Source organism: Fusobacterium sp. FSA-380-WT-3A (assembly GCF_012843705.1).
Taxonomy (GTDB): domain Bacteria; phylum Fusobacteriota; class Fusobacteriia; order Fusobacteriales; family Fusobacteriaceae; genus Fusobacterium_B.
Genome location: NZ_JABAFQ010000013.1, coordinates 15,830 through 40,879, shown reverse-complemented (window position 1 = coordinate 40,879; position 25,050 = coordinate 15,830). Strand labels below are relative to the sequence as shown.

Here is a 25,050-nt window from a genome sequence, read left to right as displayed (position 1 = left end):
AGATTTATGAAAATCAAAAATATTGCAATTATTGCCCATGTTGACCATGGTAAAACTACTCTTGTTGACTGTTTATTAAAACAAGCTGGAGTTTTTGGAGCTCATGAACTTGAAAAAGTTTCTGAAAGAGTTATGGACTCTAATGATATTGAAAGAGAAAGAGGAATTACAATTTTCTCTAAAAATGCTTCTGTAAAATATAAAGACTATAAAATCAATATTATTGACACTCCAGGACATGCTGACTTCGGTGGAGAAGTACAAAGAATTATGAAAATGGTTGATTCTGTTATTCTTTTAGTTGATGCTTTTGAAGGTCCAATGCCTCAAACAAAATATGTTCTTAAAAAAGCATTAGAGCAAGGACACAGACCTATAGTTGTTGTTAATAAAATTGATAAACCAAATGCAAGACCAGAAGAAGTTCTTTATATGGTTTATGATTTATTTATTGAGCTTAATGCCAATGAACATCAATTAGAATTCCCTGTTCTTTATGCTTCTGGAAAAGGTGGATTTGCTAAAAAAGAATTAGAAGATACTGATACTAATATGATACCATTATTTGAAACTATTCTTAGTGAAGTAGATGACCCAAGTGGAGATGTTAATAAACCACTTCAATTTTTAATCACTAATATTGAATATGATAACTATGTTGGGCAATTAGCTGTTGGAAAAATTCACAATGGAAAAATGAGAAGAAACCAAGAGGTTATGCTTATAAAAAGAGATGGAACAATGGTAAAAAATAAAATCTCTATAATTTATGGTTATGAAGGACTTAATAAAGTTGAAGTTGAAGAAGCTTTCTGTGGAGAAATTGTTTCAATAGCTGGATTAAGCAGTATTGATATTGGGGAAACTGTTGCTGATGTTAATGAACCTGTGGCTTTACCTCTAATTGATATAGATGAGCCTACTCTTTCTATGACATTTATGGTAAACTCTTCTCCATTTGCTGGAAGAGATGGAAAGTATATTACATCAAGAAATATTTGGGATAGACTTCAAAAAGAATTACAAAAAAATGTTAGTATGAAAGTAGAAGCTACTGATTCTCCAGATGCCTTTGTGGTAAAAGGAAGAGGAGAACTTCAATTATCTATTCTATTAGAAAATATGAGAAGAGAGGGATTTGAAGTTCAAGTTTCTAAACCAAAAGTTATATTAAAAGAGATAAATGGAAAAACTTATGAGCCTATTGAAATGGCTTTAATAGATGTAGAAGATGCTTATACAGGAGTAGTTATTGAAAAATTAGGTTCAAGAAAAGGAGAACTTGTAAGTATGACTCCTGGACAAGATGGATATACTCGTTTAGAATTTAAAATACCTTCAAGAGGTATAATTGGATATAGAAATGAATTTTTAACTGACACTAAAGGTTCTGGAATTCTTAACCATTCTTTCTATGATTTTGAGCCATTTAAAGGACCTATTACAGGTAGAAAAAAAGGTGTTCTTATTGCCACAGAAACTGGAGTATCTATAGCTTATGCCCTTAATGCCATCCAAGAAAGAGGAGAGTTATTTATAGAACCAGGTGTAGATGTTTATGAAGGTATGGTTGTTGGAGAACATGCAAAAGAAAATGACCTTATTGTTAATGCTTGTAAAACTAAAAAGCTTACAAATATGAGAGCTGCTGGAAGTGATGATGCTGTTAAATTAGCTCCTCCTAGAAAATTAACTTTAGAACAAGCTCTTGACTATATTTCTGAAGATGAATATGTAGAAGTTACACCTAATTTCATAAGACTTAGAAAAAAATATTTAACTGATGCTGAAAGAAGAAAACATTTTGTTAAAAAAGATTAATTTTTCTATTTTTAGTACTTTTTATGAACTAATAAATATTATTTAAAAAGTGAAATGTTTTTTTATTGACATTTTTTATAAAATAGTATATTATATTCATACTGTTTATATAATTTTGTCTTATTTATAATAAAAATCTTTATTAATTTTAGGAGGTAATAATGTTATCTAAAACTGTAGAAATTACAAACGAAACTGGACTTCACACTAGACCAGGAAATGAATTTGTTAGTTTAGCAAAAACTTTTAAATCTTCTATTGAAGTAGAAAATGCTGAAGGAAAAAAAGTAAAAGGGACTTCTCTTTTAAAACTTCTTTCTCTAGGAATAAAAAAAGGAACTCAAGTTACTGTTTATGCTGATGGAGAAGATGAACAAGAAGCTGTTGAAAAATTAGCTGAACTTCTTGCTAACTTAAAAGACTAGTTAATTAAGTAAGAGGGGATAGGTATCCCCTCTTTTTTATCAAAAATTAAAAGGATGGTATAATAAATGAGTATTATTATTAATGGAATTCCTGCATCACCTGGGGTATCAGTAGGAAAAGTATTTTTATATAAAGAAAATGAAATTATTATTAATAAAAATAATATTGAAGATACTGAATTAGAAAAAGAAAGATTACTTAATGGAAGAAATATTTCTAAAGAACAATTACTTGCTATAAGAGAAAAAACTGCTAAAAAATTAGGTGAAGATAAAGCAAGTATTTTTGATGGACATATCACTTTATTAGAAGATGAAGATTTATTTGATGAAGTAGTCGAATTAATCGAAGATGAACAAATAACAGCTGAAAATGCTCTTGAGCAAGGACTTGCTGGATATTGTGAAATGTTAGGATGTTTAGAAGACCCTTATTTAAGAGAAAGAGCTGCTGACCTTAAAGATATTGGAAAAAGATGGCTTTTCAATATCACAGGGACTGAAATTTTAGATTTATCTAATCTTCCTAAAGATTCTGTAATAATTACTAAAGACCTTACTCCTTCTGATACTGCCCAATTAGATTTAGAAAATGTTTTAGCTTTTGTTACTGAAATTGGTGGAAAAACAGCTCATTCATCTATAATGGCTAGGTCTCTTGAAATCCCTGCTGTTGTTGGAACAGGAGAAAAATATTCAGATGTAAAATCTGGTGATTCTATAATAGTTGATGCTTTAGAAGGAGTTGTTATATTAAATCCTACTGAAGAAGAAATAAAAACTTATACTTTAAAAAGAGATGAATTTTTAGCTGAAAAAGAACTTTTAAAACAATTAAAAGATAAAGATGCTGTTTCTAAAGATGGTAAAAAAGTTGGAGCTTGGGCTAATATAGGTTCTCCTAAAGATATTAATGGGGTATTAAAAAATGGAGCTCAAGGAATTGGACTTTATAGAACAGAATTCTTATTTATGAATAATGATTGTTTCCCTAGTGAAGATGAACAATTTGAAGCTTATAAAGCTGTTGCTGAAGCTTTAGAAGGAAAACCAGTTACTATAAGAACTATGGATATTGGTGGAGATAAATCTTTACCTTATATGGAATTACCAAAAGAAGAAAATCCTTTCTTAGGATGGAGAGCTCTAAGAGTTTGTCTTGATAGACCTGAAATTTTAAAAACTCAATTTAGAGCACTTTTAAGAGCTTCTGCTTTTGGATATATTAAAATAATGCTTCCTATGATAATTTCTTTAACAGAAGTTAGAAAATCAAGAGCTTTATTAAAAGAGTGTATGGAAGAATTAAGAAATGAAGGAATAGCTTTTGATGAAAATATTCAACTTGGAATTATGGTTGAAACTCCAGCTGTTGCCTTTAGAGCTTCTTCTTTTGCTAAAGAATGTGACTTCTTCTCTATTGGAACTAATGATTTAACTCAATATACATTAGCTGTTGATAGAGGAAATGAAAAAATTTCTAACCTTTACAACTCTTATAATCCAGCTGTACTTCAAGCTATAAAATGTGCTATAGATGGAGCTCACAGTGAAAATATAAGTATCTCTATGTGTGGAGAGTTTGCTGGAGATGAAAATGCTACAGCTATATTATTTGGTATGGGACTAGATGCTTTCTCTATGTCAGCTATATCAGTACCAAGAATAAAAAGAAATATAATGTCACTTGATAAAACTCAATGTGAAGCTCTAGTTGAAAAAGTTTTATCTCTTGCTACTGCTGAAGAAGTTATGGAAGAAATTAAAAATTTCAACTCTTCTAGCTATACAAAGTAATAGAATAAAAAAGGCAAAAATTATATAATAAAATAGATTGGGACTTTTTAAGTATAAAAAGTCCCATTATTTTTTATCTTTTATATTTTTCTTTATCCTTCTTAGAAATTTTTCTAATTACTTTACAAGGATTCCCAACTGCTATAACATTTTCTGGAATCTCTTTATTAACTACACTTCCAGCTCCTATTACACTATTATCTCCTATTTTTACACCTGGCAAAATACTCACATTTGTTCCTATCCAAACATTATCTCCAATAGTTATAGGATAAGCATATTCTAATCCACAATTTCTATCTTCTACATCTATAGGATGTCCAGCTGTAGTTATACAACAATTAGGACCTATAAAAACATTGTTTCCTATTTTAACTTTTGCTCCATCTAAAATTATTAAATTATGATTAGAATAAAAATTTTCACCAATTTCTATATTATATCCATAATCACAATGAAAAGGCTGATTAATTGAAAATTTTCCTTGAATTTTTCCAAAAAGTTTTCTTATAATTTCTTTTCCCCTTTCTTTTTCAGAAGGTTTTAAAATATTAAATTCATAACATAACTCTTTAGAAATTTTCCTCTCTTCTAAAAGTTCTTTATCATAGTTAGCATCATATAATAATCCCAATTTAGATTTTTCTTTTTCTGTCATTTTTTTCTCCATAAAAGTTTTTCTATAATTATAACATAATAATTTTTTATTTAACATTTATTTTACTTTAATTTTTTTATAAAAAATGATATATTTATAGTATAAGCCACTATTAAATAGAGGAGGAAATATGGAAAAAGTTGTTTATGTTAAAGCTAAATTTAGACCTATTGGTGAATACAGAATCTCTCATGAACCTACAGGTAAATTTGAAAAAGGGCTTTTTGGTAAACAAAAAGAAATTTTTGAAGAAAAAAAAGTTTGGGTAACTACTGGATATTCAGATTGTCTTATTGATGGAGAACTTTTAACTGATGATATAAATAGAGCTATCACAAATCTTAATAATGAAGGATATGAAATTGTATCAATCACTCCTATTACTTCTGGAAGTTATAGATATCAATATGATGCTGGAAATATTACTAGTAGTAAAAGAATTTTACATGAAACAGAAGCTGTAAGAGGTACAAGTGGTTATGGATTTGGATACGGATTTAGTTATACTGAAAGTGTTATAATTTTAGCTAGAAAAAAATAATTAACTATTTTTTAGAGATTTAAATAAATTAATTAATAAGGGGTTTATTATGCATAAAAAAATAATGTTACAAGGTACAGGTTCATCAGTTGGAAAAACTCTCCTTACTGCTGGACTATGTAGAATATTTTCTCAAGATGGATATAAGGTAGCTCCTTTTAAATCACAAAATATGGCTCTTAACTCTTCTGTTGATGAAGATGGAAAAGAGATGAGTAGAGCTCAAGTTATTCAAGCTGAAGCAGCTAATACTAAGCCTAAAGTTTTTATGAATCCAATACTTTTAAAACCAACAGGAGATAATTTTTCTTCACAAGTCATTTTAGAAGGTATTGTTTTTAGAAATATGCAAGCTAAAGAATATTATGAAGAATATGAATTTTTTAAAAAAATAATTAAGAGAAACTATGATATTTTAAAAGAAAATTTTGATATTGGAGTTTTGGAAGGTGGAGGAAGTCCTGCTGAAATAAATTTTAGAAAAACTGATTTAGTAAATATGGGTATTGCTGAAATGGTTGACTCTAACGTAATTCTTATAGCTGATATTGAAAGAGGTGGAGTTTTTGCTTCTATTTATGGAACTTTAATGTTACTAGATAAAAAAGATAGAAACCGTATAAAAGGTTATATTATAAATAAATTCCGTGGTGATGTAGATTTATTAAAAGATGGAATTAAAATGTTAGATGAAAAATTAAAATCTGAAAATTTAGATGTTCCATGTCTCGGTATTTTACCTTATACAAAAATTCAAATAGAAAATGAAGATAGTTATAATTTTTCAAAAGAAGATGAAAAACCAAAAAAAGATTTAAATATAGCTATCATTAATTTTGAAAAACTTTCTAACTCTACTGATTTTACATCTCTATTGGTTTATGAAGATGTAAAACTTACATATATAAATACAAAAGAGGATTTAAACCAAGAGTTTGACCTTATAATTTTACCTGGTAGTAAAAATGCTATTTATGATTTTTCAATTATAAATACAAGAAAAATAACTGATGGTATAATGGAACATGTAAAAAAAGGAACACCTATTTTAGGAATTCATAGTGGATTCCAAATGCTTGGTAAATCTATTAAAGATTTAAAACAGATAGAAAGTTCTTTCTTAAAAGCTGAAACTCTTAATATTTTTCCAATGACAACTACTATGAAGGAAAAGAAATATACAAAACAAGTTTCTAAAACTTTGTGTAATTGTACAGGAATATTAAAAGATTTTGACGGAATAGTGGTATCTGGTTGTGAAATTCATCAAGGAGTTACAACAGGAGAGGCTTCTAAATATTCTGTTACAGGAGAGGATGATTTTACTCTAATTTGTAAAGATAATATTATAGGAACATATATTCATGGGCTTTTTGATTCTCCAAAATTTACAAGAAAATTTTTAAATAAATTAAGAGAATTAAAAGGTTTAAATCCTATTTTAGAATATATAAATATGGAATCTCATCAAGAAACAGAACTTAAAAATCTAGCTAGATTAATGCGTCAAAATTTAGATATAGATAAAATTTATAAAATCCTAAAATAAAAAAAAGAGGGTATTGTAATTAGAACAATCCCTCTTTTTAATATATTATAAAATTTCTATTCATATAAAGATTTCCTATTATAAATTTTAAACAGCTATTCTACTATTTAATTCTTTTCTTAATTCTATCCCTACAAACATATCTTCTAAATATCTAAGAGTATTATCTATATTTTTACTTTTTATTTTAAATAATTTTTTATCATATTCAAATTGAATATAAAATAATCCTTCTCTTTGAATCACATCACATTCTAAAGTAGTTGTATTTCCTAAAAAAATATTCCATTTTTTATTTTTTATAAGTATTTTCATAAATAATCCTCCTTTTCCAAACTTAACTATATTTATCTATAACTTATTATAACTTATCTAACTATTTTTGTCAATAGTTTTTTTAAAATGTTGCATTCTATCTTAAAATATAGTATAATTATTTATATGATTATTTATAAGAAAATATAACTTATTTTAAAGGAGGGATATAATTTGATTTTTACTGAATTTTTAAAAGAAAAAAGAGAAGCTCTTGGGATTAGTCAAAATAAATTTGCTAAAATGATAAATATAACTCAATCTTATTTTAATTCAATAGAAAGAGGAGAAGTAAAAAATCCACCTAGTGAAGAAGTACTGCTTAGAATTGCTGATTGTTTAAATCTTAATCCTGAAGAAAAGGAGCAAATGTTATACTTAGCTGCTATTGAAAGAACTCCTAAAATAATAATGGATAAAATTGAAAAATTAAAAAATGAAGTTAAAAGTAATATAAAGAAAACTGCTAAGGAGGCTACACAAATATCAGATAATGCTATTCCTCTTTTTGAAAGAATTTCAGCAGGACTTGGAGCTTTTACTGACAATGATATTGAAGATTATATTATGTTACCTGGTCTTAATAATACAAATCAAAATCTTTTTGCTGTTAATGTAGTTGGAGATTCTATGGAACCTACTATTAAAGATGGTTCTATTATAATTTGTAAAAAAACTTTAGATATAAAAAGTGGAGAGATTGGAGCATTTTTTATTGATGAACAAGCCTTTGTAAAAAGACTTAAAATAACGAAAAACTATGTTGCTTTAGTAAGTGATAATCCTAATTATTCTCCAATATATATTGGTCCTGGAGAAAACTTTAATGTTGTTGGAAAAGTAATAAAAGTTTTATCAGATATATAAGAGGACAAAATGGAAGTTATAATTAGAAAAGTACAAATTGAAGATTTAGATTCTGTTACAAAAATAGAAAGTATTTGTTTCCCAAAAGCTGAAGCAGCTACTTATGATTCTTTTTTATATAGAATAAAAACTTTTCCAGATAGTTTTTATGTGGCTACTATTGATAAAAAAATTATTGGTTTTATAAATGGCTGTGTTACCGACAGTAATGTAATTATAGATGAATTATATGAGGCTAATGGTGGACATAATCCTTTAGGAAAAAATCAAACTGTTTTTGGTTTAGATGTATTACCAAAATATCAACATAAAGGTATAGCTTGTAAATTAATGAGACATTTAATGGAAGAAGCTAAAAAATCTAATCGTGAAAAAATGGTTTTAACTTGTAAGGAAAATTTAATTGGTTTTTATGAGCAATTTGGATATAAAAATATGGGAATATCTGATTCTACTCATGGGGGAGTAGTTTGGTATGATATGATTGCTGATTTATAAATTGAAAGAGAAGAAATTCTCTTTCTTTTATTTTTTGAACTTAATTTACTTTGACATATTTATTTTTTTGTAATATACTTTTATAAGAACACAAAATTTTTTTAGGAGGAAAATATGTATCCATTAAAATTTAAAAAAACTTTAGTAAAAAAAATCTGGGGTGGAAGAAAATTTAAAGATGTTTTAAATATGGAGTTACCTGATGAAAATCTTTATGGAGAATCTTGGGAAGTAAGTTCTCATAAAGGTGGACTTTCTTATATTGAAAATGGAGAATTTGCTGGAAAATCTCTTGTTGAAGTTATTGAAAGTGATAAAGAAACTATACTTGGAAAAGAAATTGTTGAAAGATTTCAAGGAAAATTCCCATTACTTATTAAATATTTAGATATAAATGATAGACTTTCAGTTCAAGTTCATCCTAGTGATGAATATGCTTTAAGAGTTGAAGGAGAATTTGGAAAAAGTGAATGTTGGTACGTTATGGAAGCTAGTTCTGATGCAACTCTTATTTTAGGAATCAAAGAGGGAATTACAAAAGAAATATTTAAAGAAAAAGTTGATAAGAAAGAATTTGATGGACTTTTTAAAACTATAAAAGTAAAAAAAGGAGACTTTATAAATCTTCTTCCTGGAGTTGTTCATGCTACTTTAGAAGGTTCTATTTTAATTTGTGAAGTTCAACAAAACTCAGATACAACTTATAGAATTTATGATTTCGATAGATTAGTAGACGGAAAATTAAGAGAGCTTCATATTGATAAGGCTCTTGATGTAATAGACTTTGAAGGTGATGTTCAAATGTCTACTAACGAATCTAGACAAAAACTACAATTGGTTGGAGCTATAAAAGAGGAATTAGTAAGAGGTCAATATTTTAATGTTGATAAATATCTAGTTGATGGTACTTTTGAAGATGAAACTAATAAAAACTTTAAAATTTTTTCTATCTTAGATGGTGAAGGGGAAATTATTTGTAATAACATCTCTTACAAGATTGTAAAAGGCAATACATACTTTATTCCAGCTACTTTAAAAACAATTATATCTGGAAAAGTAGAAATTTTAAAATCATATTTATAATAATTTAAAAAGAGGGTGTTGTATTTATAACATCCTCTTTTTTTATTTTTATAACATTATTAATCTAAATTTATATTTTTGTATAGTTATTTTCATATATTTTTTTAGTATTTTTTTTATAAAAAAACTCTTTAATCTATAAACAAAAAATAAAATTATATTGTTATTTTATTTTTAGATTTATGTTTTCTCTTTAAAAATAACATACGATATGTTATAATACATATGTAATTTTTAATGGAGGTTGTATTATGATAAATATAAATGGTTTAGAAATTGAAGTCCCTATTATTCAAGGGGGAATGGCTATTAGATGTTCTATGTCAAAACTTGCTTCAGCTGTGGCAAATGAAGGTGGAATAGGAGTTATAGCTGGTTCAGCTCTTCCTCTTGAAGAATTAAGAGAAGAAATAAGAAAAGCTAGAACTTTAATAACTAATAAAAAAGGAGCTCTTGGAGTAAATATTATGTTTGCTGTATCTTCTTTTGCTGAAAGTGTAAAAGTTTGTATAGAAGAAAAGGTTGATGTTATAATTTGTGGTGCTGGATTCTCTAGAGATATTTTTTCTATGGTTAAAGGTACAGGAATAAAATTATTTCCAATAGTTTCATCTCTAAAACTTGCAAAAATATCTGAAAAATTAGGGGCTGATGCTATTGTTGTTGAAGGTGGAAATGCTGGAGGACATCTTGGAACAGAATTAGATTCTTGGGATATTATGGAAGAAATTACTAAAAATGTCTCTCTTCCTGTTTTTGGAGCTGGTGGAGTAATTACTCCAGAAGATGCTACTAGAATGTTATCTCTTGGAACTACAGGAGTACAAATGGGAACTCGTTTTGTTGCTACTCATGAATGTGATGTTGATGAGGCTTTCAAGCAAATGTATGTTAATACAAAAAAAGGTGATGTTATAAAAATTATGAGTTCTGTAGGATTACCTGCTAATGCTATTAAAAGTAATTATTCTGAAAAAGTTTTAAATGAAATAACTACACCACCTAGCACTTGTTCTAGTTGTTTAAAACATTGTAATAGAAAATTCTGTGTAAGCCAAAGACTTATAGATGGACACAAAGGGGATTTAGAAAATGGATTGTTCTTTGCTGGAAGAGATGTTTGGAAAATAAAAGATATAGTTTCTGTCCATGAAATTTTTGAAAGATTTAAACCTGTATTTAACAAATAAAAACTTTTAATATTTAGAAAAATATAAAAAGGATATTGTATTTAATTTACAATATCCTTTTTTAAAAAATCTTATTATACTAAAATATTCTTTATAAGTTATCTATATCTAATGCAAATTCCAAAAAATCTTTCCTATTTTTTTCATCTAACATAAAAGATTCATACATACTCATCAGATTATGATTAACATGAAATCTACTCCAAGCTAAATCCTCTCTTTTACTCTCTCTTTTTATTTTTCCATTCTCATCAAATAAAGTATAAGTAGCTATTGATTTCTTGTTATCATAAGTATTTCTTACTAATACTTTCCCCTCAGTATCATATATTTCTACATTCATTGTTATTCCATTCTGATTATGCTCAACTTTTGCTAATATTTCTAAATATTTTTTTCTTCTTTACTCTCTAATTCAACTCCTAAAATATAAAAATGTTGACATTTTTCCCCATCTTTTGAATAATAATATTGTGTTCCATGTAATTTATCTAAAATATAATTTTCCTCTTTGATAATAAGTGGTTCATCTTTAGGCAAGTTATTTTTAACTTTTATTAAATAACCTCTAAAATCATAAGTAATAGATTTTCCAGATTTCATTCCATTTTTATATTGGGTTACTGTTTTTATCTCATCTCCTTCATAATTTTTTGAGCCTAAAGTTAAATCTCTTTTGTAATATCTAGTAAATTCACCCTCTTTTTTATCATTAGAATAATATCCCTCAATTATTATTTTTTCAGTTTCTATCCCTTTTTCTTTATCAGCTTTTTTATTTTTTGGTATACTTATTATATCTCGATAGGTTTCAACATCAGTCTTTATATCTATATTTTTTTTATACTTCCCATTTTTTTCACCATTTTTATACATTATTTCTTCTGTTTCTGTTTTATAAGAAGTATAACTTGCAAATACATATGTTTTTTTTACTTCACGCTTTGTATTTTGATGCTTAACTTTAACTTTTGTTTCTGTAATTATTTTTGTTAAACCATCTTGAAGTCCATTTTTATAATTTATTTCTGATTTTTTTGAAATATTTTTATCTTCATTAGATTCAATTACTAATTTTCCTGTAAATAAACTATTATCCTTAGAGTTTATAGCGTAGATTTTTTCCCCTCTTTCCTCTAATCTTATTTCTTTTTCGCTATCTTTATAAAAAATATCACTATCTTTGTAAATTGTATTTTTTCCTTTTTCTACATCTATTTTTTCTCTTAACTTACCTGTTGGAGAATAAAAAAATGCTTCTTCTACTGCTCTTCCATTACGGTATTTTGCCTCTTTTTTTATTTTTCCATTTATATAATATTCTGTACTTCCATCATTCAAATCTTCTTCAGAAAAAAAACTTCTATCAAATCTACTCATTTGAGAATATTCTTCAAAAGCATCTAATTCCCCTGTTCTCACATTAACACTATTAACATTTTTCTTATTACCATTTGGATAATATTCTCTCTCTAAAGGAAATAAAGAACCACAAGAATGTCTTATTCTCTGTATATTTCCATCTGGATAAAAATATATCATAAGCCATTGACTATTAAAAGTATCTACATTAGAAATTATATCCATAATCTCTAATTCTAAAATTCCATCTCTAAATAAAAATACAGACTTTATATCTCCTAAAATATTAATCTTTAAAAAATAAACATCATAATAGGGGTCTTCTCCAAGAGCAGGTCTATAATATCCATTATAATGAGGATATGACTCATAAAATTTAAAAAAAGCTGTATTTCTAAATTTATGGTCATGAACTCCTCTTAAATTTTTATAATCATTCATCTCTTTATATTCTTTTTTCTCTCTTATAGACCCTTTTTTATTATCTACATATCCTAAGAAATAAAAATCTTCATATCTAAAATCAGTATCTTTTCCTGATATTTTTATGTCTCCTGTAAACGGTTTATTGTTATCATTAATATTATAAACTGTATATGTTCCATTATTATTCATAACTAAATTTAATTTTACTTCTCCATCATCATAAATTATTTCTCCATAAATAATATTATGAAAAAGTAAAATTAAAAATATAATAAATTTTTTCATAGTTTTTCCTTTCTACAAAATTTATTTTATTATTACTCCATTTTTATAAATATATTCTTTTTCAAGTTTTCCATCAACAGAATATTCTTTATATTCTCCATCTAAAAATCCTTTTTTATAGGAACATTTTATTTTAATATTTCCGTTAGGAAAATACTCTTCATAATTTCCATCTAATAATCCATCTTTATAAAAAGTTTTTATTTTAATCTGACTTTTTTTATTTTCTTTTTTATTAAAAAAATACTCTATATTTTCTCCGTCTTTTATTCTACCTATTCCACTATTAAAATAACTATCTTTTTCATCTAAAGCTAGGAAATTATCCTTAGAATACCATATATCCGTAGGATTTAATTTTTCATATATTTTTGAACTTATTTCTTCTCTTACTCTATTATTATCAAGAAGATATCTAATATGTTTTTTCCCTGAATATTTTGTTGTTGTAATAGTTTTTAAGATATTATTTTCAAATCTAAGTTCTATATCATTTGGAAGTATTACATCATTTTTATAAACTTTTCCATTTTTATAAAAATTTCTGCGTTTCTCAATATATTTATATTCTAAATATAATTCTCCATTCTTATAAAAATTTTCATATTCATAATCTGCTAACTCATTGTTAAGAACTTTTTCCCATACCAACTCATCATTCAAATAATATTTATAATATGTTTTTCCATCTTTTTCTATTTCTTTTTCTTCTGTTTTTATATTAAATTTTAAATCATCTACACTATTATATTCTATCTCCTTTGGTAATATACACCTCTTACTATTAGAAAATATTTCTATAGGCATACTACATATTCCAAAAGCTAAAAATAGACTATCAGCATTTTGATGTAATAAAAATATATTATTTTTGAGATATTCTTTTCCAACTATTCTTGTTGAAAGTAGATAAGCACCATATCTATTTAATTGAGTATATATTTCACTTTTTGAAAAATTATCTATTTTAGCTTTTTTATTTTCTTCAGGAGTATTTTCAAAAGCCTCATCTAATATTTTAAAATCTTCATCAATATTTTCTCTTTTTTCTAATTTATTAATATATGATAAAGCATCTTTAGCTAATATTCTTTCATCAACTACCTCAAAATTTATAGACACTTTTTCTTGTATCCCTTGTTCTTTTACAAAAGTCACAAATTGAAATATTTTTTCTTTATATTTCTGTTCGTCCTCTTTATTTTTTATTCTACCAAAAATGATTATATTTCCCTTTATATCAATATACTCATCATTTTCTAGTTTTTCTTTTAAAGTTTCTTCATATTTTGGAAATATATCAGCACTACCTACATCTATATAAAAAATTGGTAATACATATTCTCCAAATAGCTCTTTTAATTTTTTCTCATAAAACTCATTGGCTGATTCATTTAATATAACCAATCTGTATAAATCTCCAACAAAATCTATACTTTCTCCAAATATCCCTTTTTTTATATCCACATTCCCTTTACTATAATAATATTTATCATATTGTCTAGGAGTTCCTATATATTTTGCTGGAAAAACTTGTGCCTCATACCACTCTTCTTTTCCATCTGAACGACGACCAACATGCTCTACAACAAAAGGTTCTTTATATCTTTCTATAAAGTGTTTATGTAAAGCTCGCTTTGCTTTGCTAGATGAAACACCACAGGCTGTTAATGAAAATAATAATATTATGATTATTATCTTAAATATTTTTTTCATATTTATTCCTCTTAATTTTTATTTTAATTTTGTTGATTTAGCTATTATTTTTAATAATTTTTCAAACTCTATATTTACATCTTTTTCTTCTTTTTGTTTAGGTTCTTCTAATTTCAAAATTATAGAATAGATATCTGTTGTAATTACATAGTAATATTGAATAATTAAATAAGGATTTTTTGTTGATTTATAACTCATTGAAGGAATATCATACTTTGATGTTAATCTATACTCCATTGCAGGAACGCCAAAATATTTTATAGATGTTTTATTTTCTTTTCCATAATAAGTTCTTATAATTGAACCTGGCTCTGGATACCACATCTCCTTATCCCATCTTTTATTTATAACTTCTTTTGAAAAATTCTTATTATATTCTATTCTCAAACTTTTCTTTCCATCATTAAAGACATATAAATATCCAGAAGGACTTTCTTTACTACTATTATTTCCTGAAATATATTTTTTATATTTTCCTGGATATTTTTTTAATCCTTCTTCTAAAATTCCTGTATCAAATATATCTTCAAATTGATAATATGTTACTTTTCCTAAAGGTTTTCTTGGTTTTATTGGCTCATTTGGGTCAATAGCTTCTTTTATCATTTTGAAAGTATCTATAACATCTTTTTCACTTCCATTTGTTACCCAAAAAACTACAGTTAAATTTCCAAAAATTAAATCATTTCTTATAATATCTTCTGATGAACTTCTATAAGTATATTCTTTTGAATATTCATTGAAAAATTTTTCTGCTTCAATATTTCCTTGAACATTTTCTTTAAATCCTTTTTTTAAAGCTCCTTTATGAAATTTTTTTGCCATTTTTTCAGGTGTATCTCTTTTTCCATAATTAGAAAAATCTATACATATATCTTTTTCTTTATTATAAAATCTTAAAAAATGTTCATCCTCTGTAGTTTCCTTTGTAAGTTCCCATTGACAAAAAACTTTTTTTATTCTCTCTGCATCAAAAACAAATTCTTTATTATATATCACTTGGGAATCCAAAAGATGACTATTCAAGTTCATACAACCAATCATAAATAAACTAATAAATAAACTAACCACAATTCTTTTTAAATATTTCATTTTTTCCTCCTTATGATTTTTTATAATAATCTTGGTAAAACCACTTTTAGTAATAGAAGTATTATTATAAATAAAAGGTACTTTAAACCAAATCCCTCTTTTTTATTAATCATTGCCATTCCTATTGCACAAATAACTATAAGAATTAATATAACACTTATAGAAGAATAATCTCTTTCTTCTATTATTTTATAACTTTGTGGTCGTATACCTGTATATTCCATTACATTTCCATCATCTGTATGAACTTTTGCACTAATTATATCTCCCACAATTTCTTTTTCTAACGCTAATTTTTCTTCTTCATTATATATTTTTATAAATTGTTTCTCCTTTCCAATCATCTCCTCTTTTTCTAATTTACCTGTTCTTGTATAATTTTTTATTATATTTTTATATTCTCCAACTATATTCTTTTCATCTACTGTTTTTTCAATTCCATTATCATAATATGTAATATATTTTTTATCTAAACTTTTTTCTTTTAAGTTTCCATTTTCATAATATTCCTCACTATCTTTATTTTCGTTTGAAAACATCAGTTGTCCGTTTTCATAATATTCTTTTACAATAACTTTTTTTAGAAATGGAATATATTTATATTTTGTAATCTCTTCTTTTTTAGCTTGTCCATTTTTATAATATTCAATATTTTTATTTTTATCATTTATCTTTTTTATTTGTCCTGTTTCATAAAACCTCATAAAAATTCTATCTTTAAAAACTATTTTTGTTGTTAAAGAACCTTCATTATCTACAAAATGTGAAAAAAATTTTCCTCCATTTGCTAAAATAGATTCTTTATAAACAAAAAGATGTATTAAGTTATAACCAAATCTAAAATTAAATATTTTATTACTTGATTTTTTTAACTTAGGAAAATATTTAAAATCTATATAATCTTTTAAATATTCATCACTATACTCACGCCAATTTTCTTCATTTTCGCTAACATTAGCAAAAAATTTATCTCCAAAATATACCTCTTCTTCTCCTTGAACTATTCCTTCTTTATAATTTCTTTTCTTAGTAAATCCTAATACTCTATCTTGAATTATTTCTTGTCCATCTTTTTTATCATTTTTATATTCTGTATATAATACTTCTTTCCCATCATTATTCCAATATTTTTCTATTTTTTTCTTTCCATTTATTTTTATATGACTTAAAATTTTAGGAGTTTCATTTTCTTTAGAAAAGAAATATTCTTTTATCTCATATCCATTTTCTATTTTCTTTTTCTCTTTTAAAATATTTCCATAAATATTATATTCTTTATATTCTTCTAAATTACCATTTTTATAATATCTTTCTCTCAGAAGTTTTCCGTTTGAATAATAAACTTTTTCTACTCCATCTTTTATTTCTTTATCACCATTTACAATTATATTTTTTTCTTCTAAAATTTTTCCATCTGGATAATAAAAAATAATATTCTTTCTTTTTTCAGTAAAATTATTTTGAACTATACTTTCTATATTTCCATTTTTATAATATGTAACTTCCTTTTCAATATTTTTTCCAAATAAAAAACAACTAATCATTAAATATAAAAAATAGAATATTATTTTTTTCATTTTTCCTCCTATATATAATTTTTTATTTTAATTGGAGCTTTAAATTATTTTATGACATTAGTATACTATAAGTATTAAATTTTTTCAAGTTTATTTACCGAAATTATGTACAAAAAAAAAACACTTAAGTTGGAAAAAAATTGATTTTTTAAAAAATAAATGCTATTATTTAAATATCTTGATTCATATTAATTTTTAAGGAGGATTGCAAATGAACACTTTATTTATTTTTACACTTTTAGTAGCAATCATAATCATTGGTATAATTATGAAAAAGAGAAAAGAATCTTATGATGAACTTCAGAAAGATAATGTAATACTTACTGATGATTTAGTAGAAAAAAATGGTATTTTTTTCTGCCTAATCAAGAAGTTACATTTTCTGGAAAAGCTCAAACTCGTTATTGGAATAATAAATTAAAATCAGAAGGATATTTTGAAAACGGAAAAGCTACTGGATTGTGGAAAGGCTATTATCCTGATGGAACTTTAAAAGAAGAATTAACATTTGTGGATGGAAAACTTAATGGACCTTTTAAATCTTATCATAAAAACGGACAATTAGAAATGGATACCTTTTCAAAAGATAATATGAAAGAGGGGCCTATAAAAGTTTATTCTGAAAAAGGTTATTTAATGATTGATGGAATTATAAAAAATGAAAAATTTACAGGTACTATGAAAGAATATTTTGATGATGGTCGTATAAAAAAATTAGCACATTTAAAAGAAGATGTTATGGATGGCCCTTTTAAAACTTATTATGACAATGGTAACTTATCTGGAGAAGGAAGTTATAAAAATGGAGTATTTGACGGCTATCTTGTATATTTTTATGAAGATGGAAAATTACATTCAGAAGGAAATTTTATAAATGGAAAAGAAGATGGACTTTGGAAAATATATTCAAAAGATGGTTCTTATGAAGAAAAAACTTTTAAAGATGGTAAAATTATAAACTAATAAAATAAATTCCTAATGAATGAGAGTCAAAAGCATCAAAAGGAAATTTTATGAATAGAATTTTAAAATACTTGATATTTATTTTATTGAGTATAAATATTTTTTCTATGGAAATTGATATTGAAGATACTGAAAATAAAAATGATATTGTCTATATTAAAGGAAAAAATGAAAAAGTTACAGGCACTATTTTTGAATATTTTGAGAATGGAAATATAAAAACTAAATCTCAATATAAAAATGGGAAAAAAGATGGACTTTCTATTTCATATGGACAAGATGGTTTAATTGTTGAAGATTCTAATTATAAAAATGGTAAAAAGAATGGTATTAGAAAACTTTATTATAATAATGGAAAATTAAAAATTTATCAAGAATGGAAAAATGATTTACTAGATGGTAATTCAAAACATTACTATGAACATGGAATTTTAGAATATGAAAGTTCTGATGTAAAAGGTAAAAAAAATGGAATAATAAAGTATTATTATACTAATGGTAGTTTGTTACTAGAAAGGCAAATGAAAAAAGGTGTTGCAGATGGTTTCTACAAAGAATATTATCCTAATGGAAATTTAAAAGTCAGTGGACAATATGAAGATAATACAAAAATTGGTACTTGGGAAACTTTTGATACTAATGGTAAGGTAATTGAAAAAAAAGATTATCCTAAACCTGATAATAAAAATAACAAAAAAATTAAATTAATTTGTAAACCTGGAACTCATATCTATTATGAAGAGGGAAAAAAGACTCTTTTTACAGGGGAGATAAAAGATTATTATGATAATACAACAAATTTATTTTCTTATTCAAAATATGAAAATGGAATATGTGTTTATCGTGCCTTTTATTCAACTAATGGAAATATTAATACATTAGATTTTGAAAATGAAAAAACTACTGAAAGATATCGTTACTATAAAAATGGAAAAATTCAAAATTATTTTATTATGGATTTGTTTGAAAAAAGAATTGAAGAAAAAAATTATTATGAAAATGGAAATTTAGAATATGTAGAAAGAACTGTCGGAACAGGTCCTAATAAAAAATTTGATGGTATCCAAGAAAAATATTATGAAAATGGAAATTTAAAAGAAAAAATAGAGTATAAAAATGGTAGACTTCACGGAGTTTATGAAAAATATTCTGAAGATGGTAATAAATATGTAAAAGGAGAATATAAAAATAATGAAAAAATTGGAACTTGGGAAGAAAGAAACTAATAAAGAAAACTCCAATTATGATAATATTGACAAAAAAGAAAAGTCTAAAATAAACATTTTAAATTTTTTTTTATGTATTTTATTTTTAATATCAATAATAATTTTATTAATATTTAATTTTAAAGAACAAATTAATAAATTTTTAAAAGATGATAAAATTAGAACTAAAGTATTTATTTCATCAATAACTAATCGTGATTCAATAGAAAGAGCTCCAACAGATATTAATAATTTAGAATACTCTCTTTCTGAAAAGACAGATACTAGCTTTTTATTAGAAGAACCCTATGAGTCTTTAGGTATAATTTATAAAGATGAAAATAAAATATTAGAAAAAAGAAAGGTTCAAAATAGAGAATACCTTTTTGATTTAAAGAAAAAAAGACAATTTTCTGGAAACTTAATTGAAAATTTAGAAAAAAAGCAAAAAAAGATTTCTTATTATTTAAATGGATTTTTATCTAAATATGAAATTTATTCTAAAAATAATTTAATATTTGTAAAAGAATTTTATAAAAGTGGAAATGATAGAATGGATATTTTTTATAAAAAGAATGAAATTATAAAAATTATAGAATATTATGATAATGATTTAAAAGATAATAATTATAGAAAAATCACCAATTATAGTGATGGAAAAAAAGATGGAGAAGAAATTTATTATGATAAGTATGGGTATAAGGAAATAAAAAATTATAAAGATGGGATACTGATTGATTAACTAATACTATTTTAAATTTAAAGGAGATTTTATGAAGAAAAAACTGTCTGTACTTTTATTAATTTTAACTTTAGTTGGTTGTACTTCTATAGAAAAACGTAAAATTTATGATAGAGGAAATCACTATGAAGCTAAAGAAATTCCATATATTCCAACTTTTTCAGCTCCTACTCCAGAAGTATTAGGATTAAAAAATAATCTTTTTATAGTCTCTATTATTGGTATTCCCTATGTTGTTGGAGATTATATTTGTTCTACAATAATGGATATTTTTCTTCTTCCTAGTGATATTTATAGGAATAAAGTTATAGTTCCAAAAAGACAACAATTATTAGATTTAGGAAATGAAAAAGCCTATCTTTTATATGAATTTGAAACTAAGCTTAAAACTCTAAAAACAGATAAAGAAAAACAAAAATTAATATTGGAATATAAAGAAGCTTTTAAAGAATATAATCAAAAAATAGAAGAAATTGAAAAAGAATTAAAGTAAACAAAAATTAAAAACTATTCTATAGTAAAAAAAGTTAGATTAACTGAGATTTATTTCATTAAGTTAATCTAACTTTTTTGTAAATTATATATTTTTAAATTATGAAAATTTTATTTATTATTAATAATCTAATTTTTCATAACGAACAGCTTCTGCTGATTCTCTAATTTTATTAATTTCAGGAATAATTCTTTTAAAATGTTCTGAATTATTATGAGCTTCTATTGATTCAATATCTTTCCAATACTCTACAAAAACAAAAGCTTGAGGATTATTTATATCTTGATGTAAATCATAAGAGATATTTCCCTCTTCCTTTCTACTTTTTTCAATTAGCTCTTTTACTAAATTTTTATATTCTTCGATACACTCTTTTTTTATTATACTTTTCGCCACTATAAGTATCATATTTCACCCCACTATCTAATAAAACTTGTTCTATATTCTGTTTCACTTTTAGCTGGTACTATTCCATTATTTTTTCCAGCCTCAATACATTTTAATATCCAAGCCATATTTCTCCCTAAATTACGCATTGTTTGTAATCCCTCTTCATCTTTTAAAACTTCCTCAGGAGTATTTCCATGAACCATATTCCAATATGTAGATGAAACTATTGGCATTTGACAAATTGTAAAATATTTGTTTAATACATCAAAAGAAGCTGTTGTCCCACCTCTTCTAGCTGATAAGACACTTGCTCCTGGTTTATACATAAAAACTTTTTTTCCAGCATAAAAAACTCTGTCAAGAAATGATAATATTCTTCCACTTGGATGAGCATAATAAACAGGAGAACCAAATATAAATCCATCACATTTTTCAGCTTTCTCTATAAATTTGTTTATACTATCATCATTAAATATACATCTATTTTCCAATTTTTTACAAGTATTACATCCTATACAATCTCTCAAAGGTTCTGTTCCCACATCAAAAATTTCCCATTCTATTTTTTCTTCATCAAAAATTTTAGTGACTTCTGAAAGTGCTGTAAATGTACAACCTCTATGAGAACTTCCATTAACTAATAATACTTTCACCTATACCACCTACCTAAACTCTTTATTCTTTCTTAAACTTTATTAATTTTCATCAAAATATCCTAATTCTTTTAAGAATGGTTTTTTCTTTCTCCAATCCTCTTTAACTTTTACATGTAAATCTAAGAAAATCTCTCTTCCTAATAATATTTCAATTTCTTTTCTAGCTTCTATTCCTATCTCTTTTAAAAGTTTTCCACCTTTACCAATTATTATTCCTTTTTGAGAATCTCTTTCAACATATATATTTATATTAAATAAATCTTTTCCCTTTTCTCTTTTTTCAACATTTATTATTTCTATAGCTATTGAATGTGGAACTTCATCTCTTGTTTTCAATAATATTTTTTCTCTTACTATTTCAGATATTATTCTATATACAGGCATATCAGTATACATATCTTCAGGATAATATTGTATTCCCTCTTCTAAAAATGGGTCTATTGTATTTAAAAGTTTTCCAAGTCCAATTCCGTACTCTCCAGCAATTTCTACTATTCCATCAAATTCACCTAATTTTTCTACAACTTCTTTTCTTTTTTCTGCTAATTTTTCATCAGATAATTTATCTATTTTATTTATAACCAATATTCTTGGAGTCCTTTTAGCTTCTAAAACCTTCTCCATAACAAATTGGTCTCCTGTACTAATCTCTTGACTTCCATCTAATATCATAAGAATTATATCAGCATCTTTTAAAATTTTTATAGCTGAAGATGTCATATATTCACCTAAAAGATGTTTAGGTTTATGAATTCCTGGAGTATCAATAAAAATATATTGATTTCCTGCCATATTTAATATTCCTTTTATATTTTCTCTTGTAGTTCCAGCTTTATTTGAAACTATGGCCACTTTCTCACTTACCAATTTATTTATTAAAGTAGATTTTCCAACATTTGGTCTTCCTACAACAGCTATAAATCCTGCTCTCATAAAATTTACTCATCTCCTATTCCTATTGCAAAATATTCTCTCTTAATCTCATCAAAAATTTCTATCTCATCTAAATTATGATAATTGTTTATTTTTTCTCTTTCATAATTACATCTATTTTTTATCATACTTGGAACTATATTCCTATCTAAATTAGCTTTTTTTACATATTTTAAAAAATTGGTTTTAAATTTTTGATTATCTAATTCTTCAAATATAAATTTAGAATCAATATTATACCTTTCAACATACTCTTTTAATTCTTTTGATAACTCTTCAGATAAGTTTATTAAAACATATATGTTTCTCTGTTTTACTAAAAAAAATCTATAGTTATTTTCTCTTATCTGATTTAATTCTATTCCTAAAATATCTACTATCTTTAGACCTGTTTCACTCAATAATTTAATAATAACTTTGTCTCTATTACCAATTTTTGTATCTTCACAAACATCTATAATAGCTTTTAACTCTCTTTCCTCTATAATTTTTTTAACTTTTATATCTTTTCTACTTGTTGAAATATTATCAATTGGAGAAGTTTTCAACATCTCTTTTTTCACTAAAAATTTATAAAAACTTTTAAGTGAAGTTATCTTTCTTATAACTGAATTTTCTGAATATTTTTCTTTTATATGTTGCAAATATTCTTCTAACTCATCTTTTGAAATCTCCAATAAATTATTATTTTTTATAAATTTTTGAAAATAATCTAAATCACTTTTATAAAAATTTATAGTATTTTCAGAAATAATATTTTCTTTTCTCAATTCTTCTAAAAAATATTTTACTAAATCCATATTATTCCTCATTCAATAACTCTTCTGCATGTTTTAACACAGAGTCTGATATACTTTCTCCAGCTAACATACGAGCTATTTCATATATTCTTTCTTTATCAGATAACTTTTTAACAGAGGTAAAAGTAGTTCCATTTTTTATATTTTTTTCAATATAATATTGTTCATGGGCTTTAGAAGCTATTGCTGGAGAATGAGTTATACATATAACTTGAGCATTTTTTCCAATCTCTCTAAGTTTTTCAGCAATTTTTCTTACTGTTTCTCCACCAACACCTGTATCAATTTCATCAAAAATAAGAATAGGGATATTATCTACATGAGAAAATATAACTTTTAAAGCTAACATTATTCTACTTACCTCTCCACCAGAAGCAATTTTTTGTAGTGGTTTTGGTGGCTGTCCAATATTAGTAGTTATAAAAAACTCTATGGTATCAGAACCATTTTTTGACATAATCTCTTTTTCTTCTAATTTTATATCCAATTTGGCATTTTTCATATTAAGAAAATCTAATTCTTTTCCTAAATTTTCTTCTATTTTTTTAATAAATTTTTTTCTCACTTCTCTCAACTGAAAAGCAGCATCCCAATAATCTTTTTTATATTTTTCTCTCTCTTTTTCTAATAAAGATGTTTGATAATTATTATCATCTAATGTTCTCAATTTACTACTTATATTTTCTACAAATTCTAATATCTCTTCTATAGTAGAACCATATTTATTTTTTAATTTCTCTATAAGATTTAATCTTGATACTACCTCTTCTAATCTATGCTCATCTATTTCTATATCACTTTCTAGTTGCTCTATAGTAGACACACAGTCTTCTAAATCATAATAAACTCTTTCTATTTGTTCATAAATTTCTTCAAAATCTTTTCCATAATCCACTATTGCTTCTATTTGTTTTTTACAAGAGTATATTATATCCAAAGCATTTATCTCATCATTTTTTAGTTGAAATTCAGAAATAGAAAGCTTTTCCTTTATTTTTCCAGCATTAAAAAGCAGTTTATATTCATTTTCTAAATCAATATCCTCTCCTACTTTTAAATTTGCTTTTTCAATCTCATCTAATTGAAATTCATAGAATTCTTTTTTCTCTGCAGTTTCATTTTTTTCTTTTTCTATCTCTTTTATTTTTTCACAAACTTCACTATATTTATCTAAAGAAAATTCTATTTTTTTTCTTATATCTACTGCTTCTTCTTCGATAAACTTATCTAAAAGTTTTATATGATTTTCTTTATTTAAAAGCATTTGATGAGAATGTTGTCCAACTATATCAACTAAAGATTTCATTACCTCTTTTAATCTAGTTCTAGGAACTCTAGCTCCATTTACATAAGATTTTTCTTTTCCTTGAGCATCTAAAGTTCTTCTAATTATAACCTCATCATTTTCTACTTCTATATCCAATTTTTCCAATTCATTTTTTTGTTCATTATTTACTTCAAAAACGCCCTGAGCTACAAGTTGTTTTTCTCCACTACGAAGCATATCAATTGAAGCTTTTTCTCCTAAAAGTAAATTTATTCCATTTAAAATAATTGATTTTCCTGCTCCTGTTTCTCCTGTAAGAGTTATTAATCCATCTCCAAATTCAAGATTTAATTTTTCTATTATTGCTAAATTTTCAATTAATAATTCTCTTAACATAAA

General features: G+C 25.0%; 26 protein-coding genes. 14 read left to right on the top strand and 12 right to left on the bottom strand.

All coding sequences use genetic code 11. The features are described 5' to 3' along the window. Positions 1-6: 6 nt before the first annotated feature. The 3 genes from typA (at position 7) to ptsP (ending at position 4,043) form a co-directional block, all read left to right on the top strand. The gene (typA, locus tag HF862_RS07975; protein ID WP_170187342.1) at positions 7-1,821 is read left to right on the top strand and encodes a translational GTPase TypA; all 1,815 of its coding nucleotides are present in this window, start codon (positions 7-9) and stop codon (positions 1,819-1,821) included. Between the two features lie 161 nt (positions 1,822-1,982). Further along, complete coding sequence (locus tag HF862_RS07970; protein WP_170187341.1) at positions 1,983-2,246, top strand: HPr family phosphocarrier protein; 264 nt, start codon at positions 1,983-1,985, stop codon at positions 2,244-2,246. 66 nt (positions 2,247-2,312) lie between these two features. Next, entirely contained in the window at positions 2,313-4,043 is a 1,731-nt protein-coding gene (ptsP, locus tag HF862_RS07965; protein WP_170187340.1) for a phosphoenolpyruvate--protein phosphotransferase, read from the top strand. 73 nt (positions 4,044-4,116) lie between these two features. Here the strand turns inward: ptsP and HF862_RS07960 are convergent, their stop codons facing one another. Next, on the bottom strand, positions 4,117-4,701 hold the full coding sequence (locus tag HF862_RS07960; RefSeq protein WP_170187339.1) for a sugar O-acetyltransferase: 585 nt from the start codon (positions 4,699-4,701) through the stop codon (positions 4,117-4,119). 130 nt (positions 4,702-4,831) lie between these two features. Between HF862_RS07960 and HF862_RS07955 the strand changes: the two genes are divergently transcribed. Continuing rightward, complete coding sequence (locus HF862_RS07955) at positions 4,832-5,242, top strand: hypothetical protein (protein ID WP_170187338.1); 411 nt, start codon at positions 4,832-4,834, stop codon at positions 5,240-5,242. A 49-nt stretch (positions 5,243-5,291) separates the two neighbouring features. Continuing rightward, positions 5,292-6,791 (top strand): cobyric acid synthase, encoded by a 1,500-nt coding sequence (locus HF862_RS07950; protein WP_170187337.1) that lies wholly within the window; start codon positions 5,292-5,294, stop codon positions 6,789-6,791. Between the two features lie 87 nt (positions 6,792-6,878). Here HF862_RS07950 and HF862_RS07945 read toward each other — a convergent pair whose 3' ends face one another. Continuing rightward, entirely contained in the window at positions 6,879-7,106 is a 228-nt protein-coding gene (locus tag HF862_RS07945; protein ID WP_170187336.1) for a hypothetical protein, read from the bottom strand. Positions 7,107-7,280: 174 nt separating this feature from the next. Here HF862_RS07945 and HF862_RS07940 point away from each other — a divergent pair, with 174 nt between their 5' ends. The 4 genes from HF862_RS07940 (at position 7,281) to HF862_RS07925 (ending at position 10,744) form a co-directional block, all read left to right on the top strand. Further along, positions 7,281-7,973, top strand: coding sequence for a LexA family transcriptional regulator (locus HF862_RS07940; protein WP_170187335.1), 693 nt, complete (start codon positions 7,281-7,283; stop codon positions 7,971-7,973). A 9-nt stretch (positions 7,974-7,982) separates the two neighbouring features. Further along, positions 7,983-8,471 carry a GNAT family N-acetyltransferase gene (locus HF862_RS07935; protein ID WP_170187334.1) on the top strand — a complete coding sequence of 163 codons (489 nt, stop codon included), beginning with the start codon at positions 7,983-7,985 and terminating at the stop codon, positions 8,469-8,471. Between the two features lie 114 nt (positions 8,472-8,585). Next, positions 8,586-9,554: a type I phosphomannose isomerase catalytic subunit gene (locus HF862_RS07930; protein WP_170187333.1), complete on the top strand. Its 969-nt coding sequence runs from the start codon at positions 8,586-8,588 to the stop codon at positions 9,552-9,554. Between the two features lie 251 nt (positions 9,555-9,805). Then, positions 9,806-10,744 carry a nitronate monooxygenase family protein gene (locus tag HF862_RS07925; protein ID WP_170187332.1) on the top strand — a complete coding sequence of 313 codons (939 nt, stop codon included), beginning with the start codon at positions 9,806-9,808 and terminating at the stop codon, positions 10,742-10,744. Between the two features lie 91 nt (positions 10,745-10,835). Here HF862_RS07925 and HF862_RS07920 read toward each other — a convergent pair whose 3' ends face one another. Genes HF862_RS07920 through HF862_RS07900 form a run of 5 tightly spaced genes read right to left on the bottom strand, consistent with a single transcriptional unit; the run spans position 10,836 to position 17,202 of the window. Then, the gene (locus HF862_RS07920) at positions 10,836-11,087 is read right to left on the bottom strand and encodes a hypothetical protein (protein WP_170187331.1); all 252 of its coding nucleotides are present in this window, start codon (positions 11,085-11,087) and stop codon (positions 10,836-10,838) included. A 41-nt stretch (positions 11,088-11,128) separates the two neighbouring features. Further along, complete coding sequence (locus HF862_RS07915) at positions 11,129-12,817, bottom strand: hypothetical protein (protein WP_170187330.1); 1,689 nt, start codon at positions 12,815-12,817, stop codon at positions 11,129-11,131. Between the two features lie 21 nt (positions 12,818-12,838). Then, on the bottom strand, positions 12,839-14,533 hold the full coding sequence (locus HF862_RS07910; protein ID WP_170187329.1) for a toxin-antitoxin system YwqK family antitoxin: 1,695 nt from the start codon (positions 14,531-14,533) through the stop codon (positions 12,839-12,841). A gap of 18 nt (positions 14,534-14,551) precedes the next feature. Next, a complete protein-coding gene (locus tag HF862_RS07905; RefSeq protein ID WP_170187328.1) occupies positions 14,552-15,625 on the bottom strand; it encodes a hypothetical protein in 1,074 nt (357 codons plus the stop codon). A 20-nt stretch (positions 15,626-15,645) separates the two neighbouring features. Further along, on the bottom strand, positions 15,646-17,202 hold the full coding sequence (locus HF862_RS07900) for a hypothetical protein (protein WP_170187327.1): 1,557 nt from the start codon (positions 17,200-17,202) through the stop codon (positions 15,646-15,648). A gap of 211 nt (positions 17,203-17,413) precedes the next feature. On the opposite strand from HF862_RS07900, the gene HF862_RS07895 reads away from it, so the two are divergent. The 5 genes from HF862_RS07895 to HF862_RS07875 are packed head-to-tail and all read left to right on the top strand — an operon-like array spanning position 17,414 to position 20,605. Beyond that, positions 17,414-17,623: a hypothetical protein gene (locus HF862_RS07895; RefSeq protein WP_170187326.1), complete on the top strand. Its 210-nt coding sequence runs from the start codon at positions 17,414-17,416 to the stop codon at positions 17,621-17,623. Beyond that, positions 17,560-18,165: a toxin-antitoxin system YwqK family antitoxin gene (locus tag HF862_RS07890; RefSeq protein WP_370456853.1), complete on the top strand. Its 606-nt coding sequence runs from the start codon at positions 17,560-17,562 to the stop codon at positions 18,163-18,165. Before HF862_RS07895 ends, HF862_RS07890 begins: the two co-directional genes overlap by 64 nt. Positions 18,166-18,215: 50 nt before the next feature. Beyond that, positions 18,216-19,391, top strand: a complete 1,176-nt coding sequence (locus HF862_RS07885; RefSeq protein WP_170187324.1) for a toxin-antitoxin system YwqK family antitoxin — start codon at positions 18,216-18,218, stop codon at positions 19,389-19,391. After that, a complete protein-coding gene (locus HF862_RS07880) occupies positions 19,357-20,112 on the top strand; it encodes a hypothetical protein (RefSeq protein ID WP_170187323.1) in 756 nt (251 codons plus the stop codon). Before HF862_RS07885 ends, HF862_RS07880 begins: the two co-directional genes overlap by 35 nt. Positions 20,113-20,143: 31 nt before the next feature. Beyond that, on the top strand, positions 20,144-20,605 hold the full coding sequence (locus HF862_RS07875) for a hypothetical protein (protein WP_170187322.1): 462 nt from the start codon (positions 20,144-20,146) through the stop codon (positions 20,603-20,605). Positions 20,606-20,725: 120 nt separating this feature from the next. On the opposite strand, the gene HF862_RS07870 is transcribed toward HF862_RS07875, so the two are convergent. From HF862_RS07870 to recN, 5 genes are read right to left on the bottom strand one after another with little or no spacing between them, the layout of a single operon-like run. After that, entirely contained in the window at positions 20,726-21,013 is a 288-nt protein-coding gene (locus HF862_RS07870) for a putative quinol monooxygenase (RefSeq protein WP_027128689.1), read from the bottom strand. Positions 21,014-21,024: 11 nt separating this feature from the next. After that, positions 21,025-21,648: a flavodoxin family protein gene (locus tag HF862_RS07865; RefSeq protein WP_170187321.1), complete on the bottom strand. Its 624-nt coding sequence runs from the start codon at positions 21,646-21,648 to the stop codon at positions 21,025-21,027. A gap of 42 nt (positions 21,649-21,690) precedes the next feature. After that, complete coding sequence (gene era / locus HF862_RS07860) at positions 21,691-22,584, bottom strand: GTPase Era (RefSeq protein ID WP_170187320.1); 894 nt, start codon at positions 22,582-22,584, stop codon at positions 21,691-21,693. 5 nt (positions 22,585-22,589) lie between these two features. Then, the gene (locus HF862_RS07855; protein ID WP_170187319.1) at positions 22,590-23,384 is read right to left on the bottom strand and encodes a site-specific integrase; all 795 of its coding nucleotides are present in this window, start codon (positions 23,382-23,384) and stop codon (positions 22,590-22,592) included. A 1-nt stretch (position 23,385) separates the two neighbouring features. Continuing rightward, positions 23,386-25,047, bottom strand: a complete 1,662-nt coding sequence (recN, locus tag HF862_RS07850) for a DNA repair protein RecN (protein ID WP_170187318.1) — start codon at positions 25,045-25,047, stop codon at positions 23,386-23,388. Between the last annotated feature and the right edge of the window lie 3 nt (positions 25,048-25,050).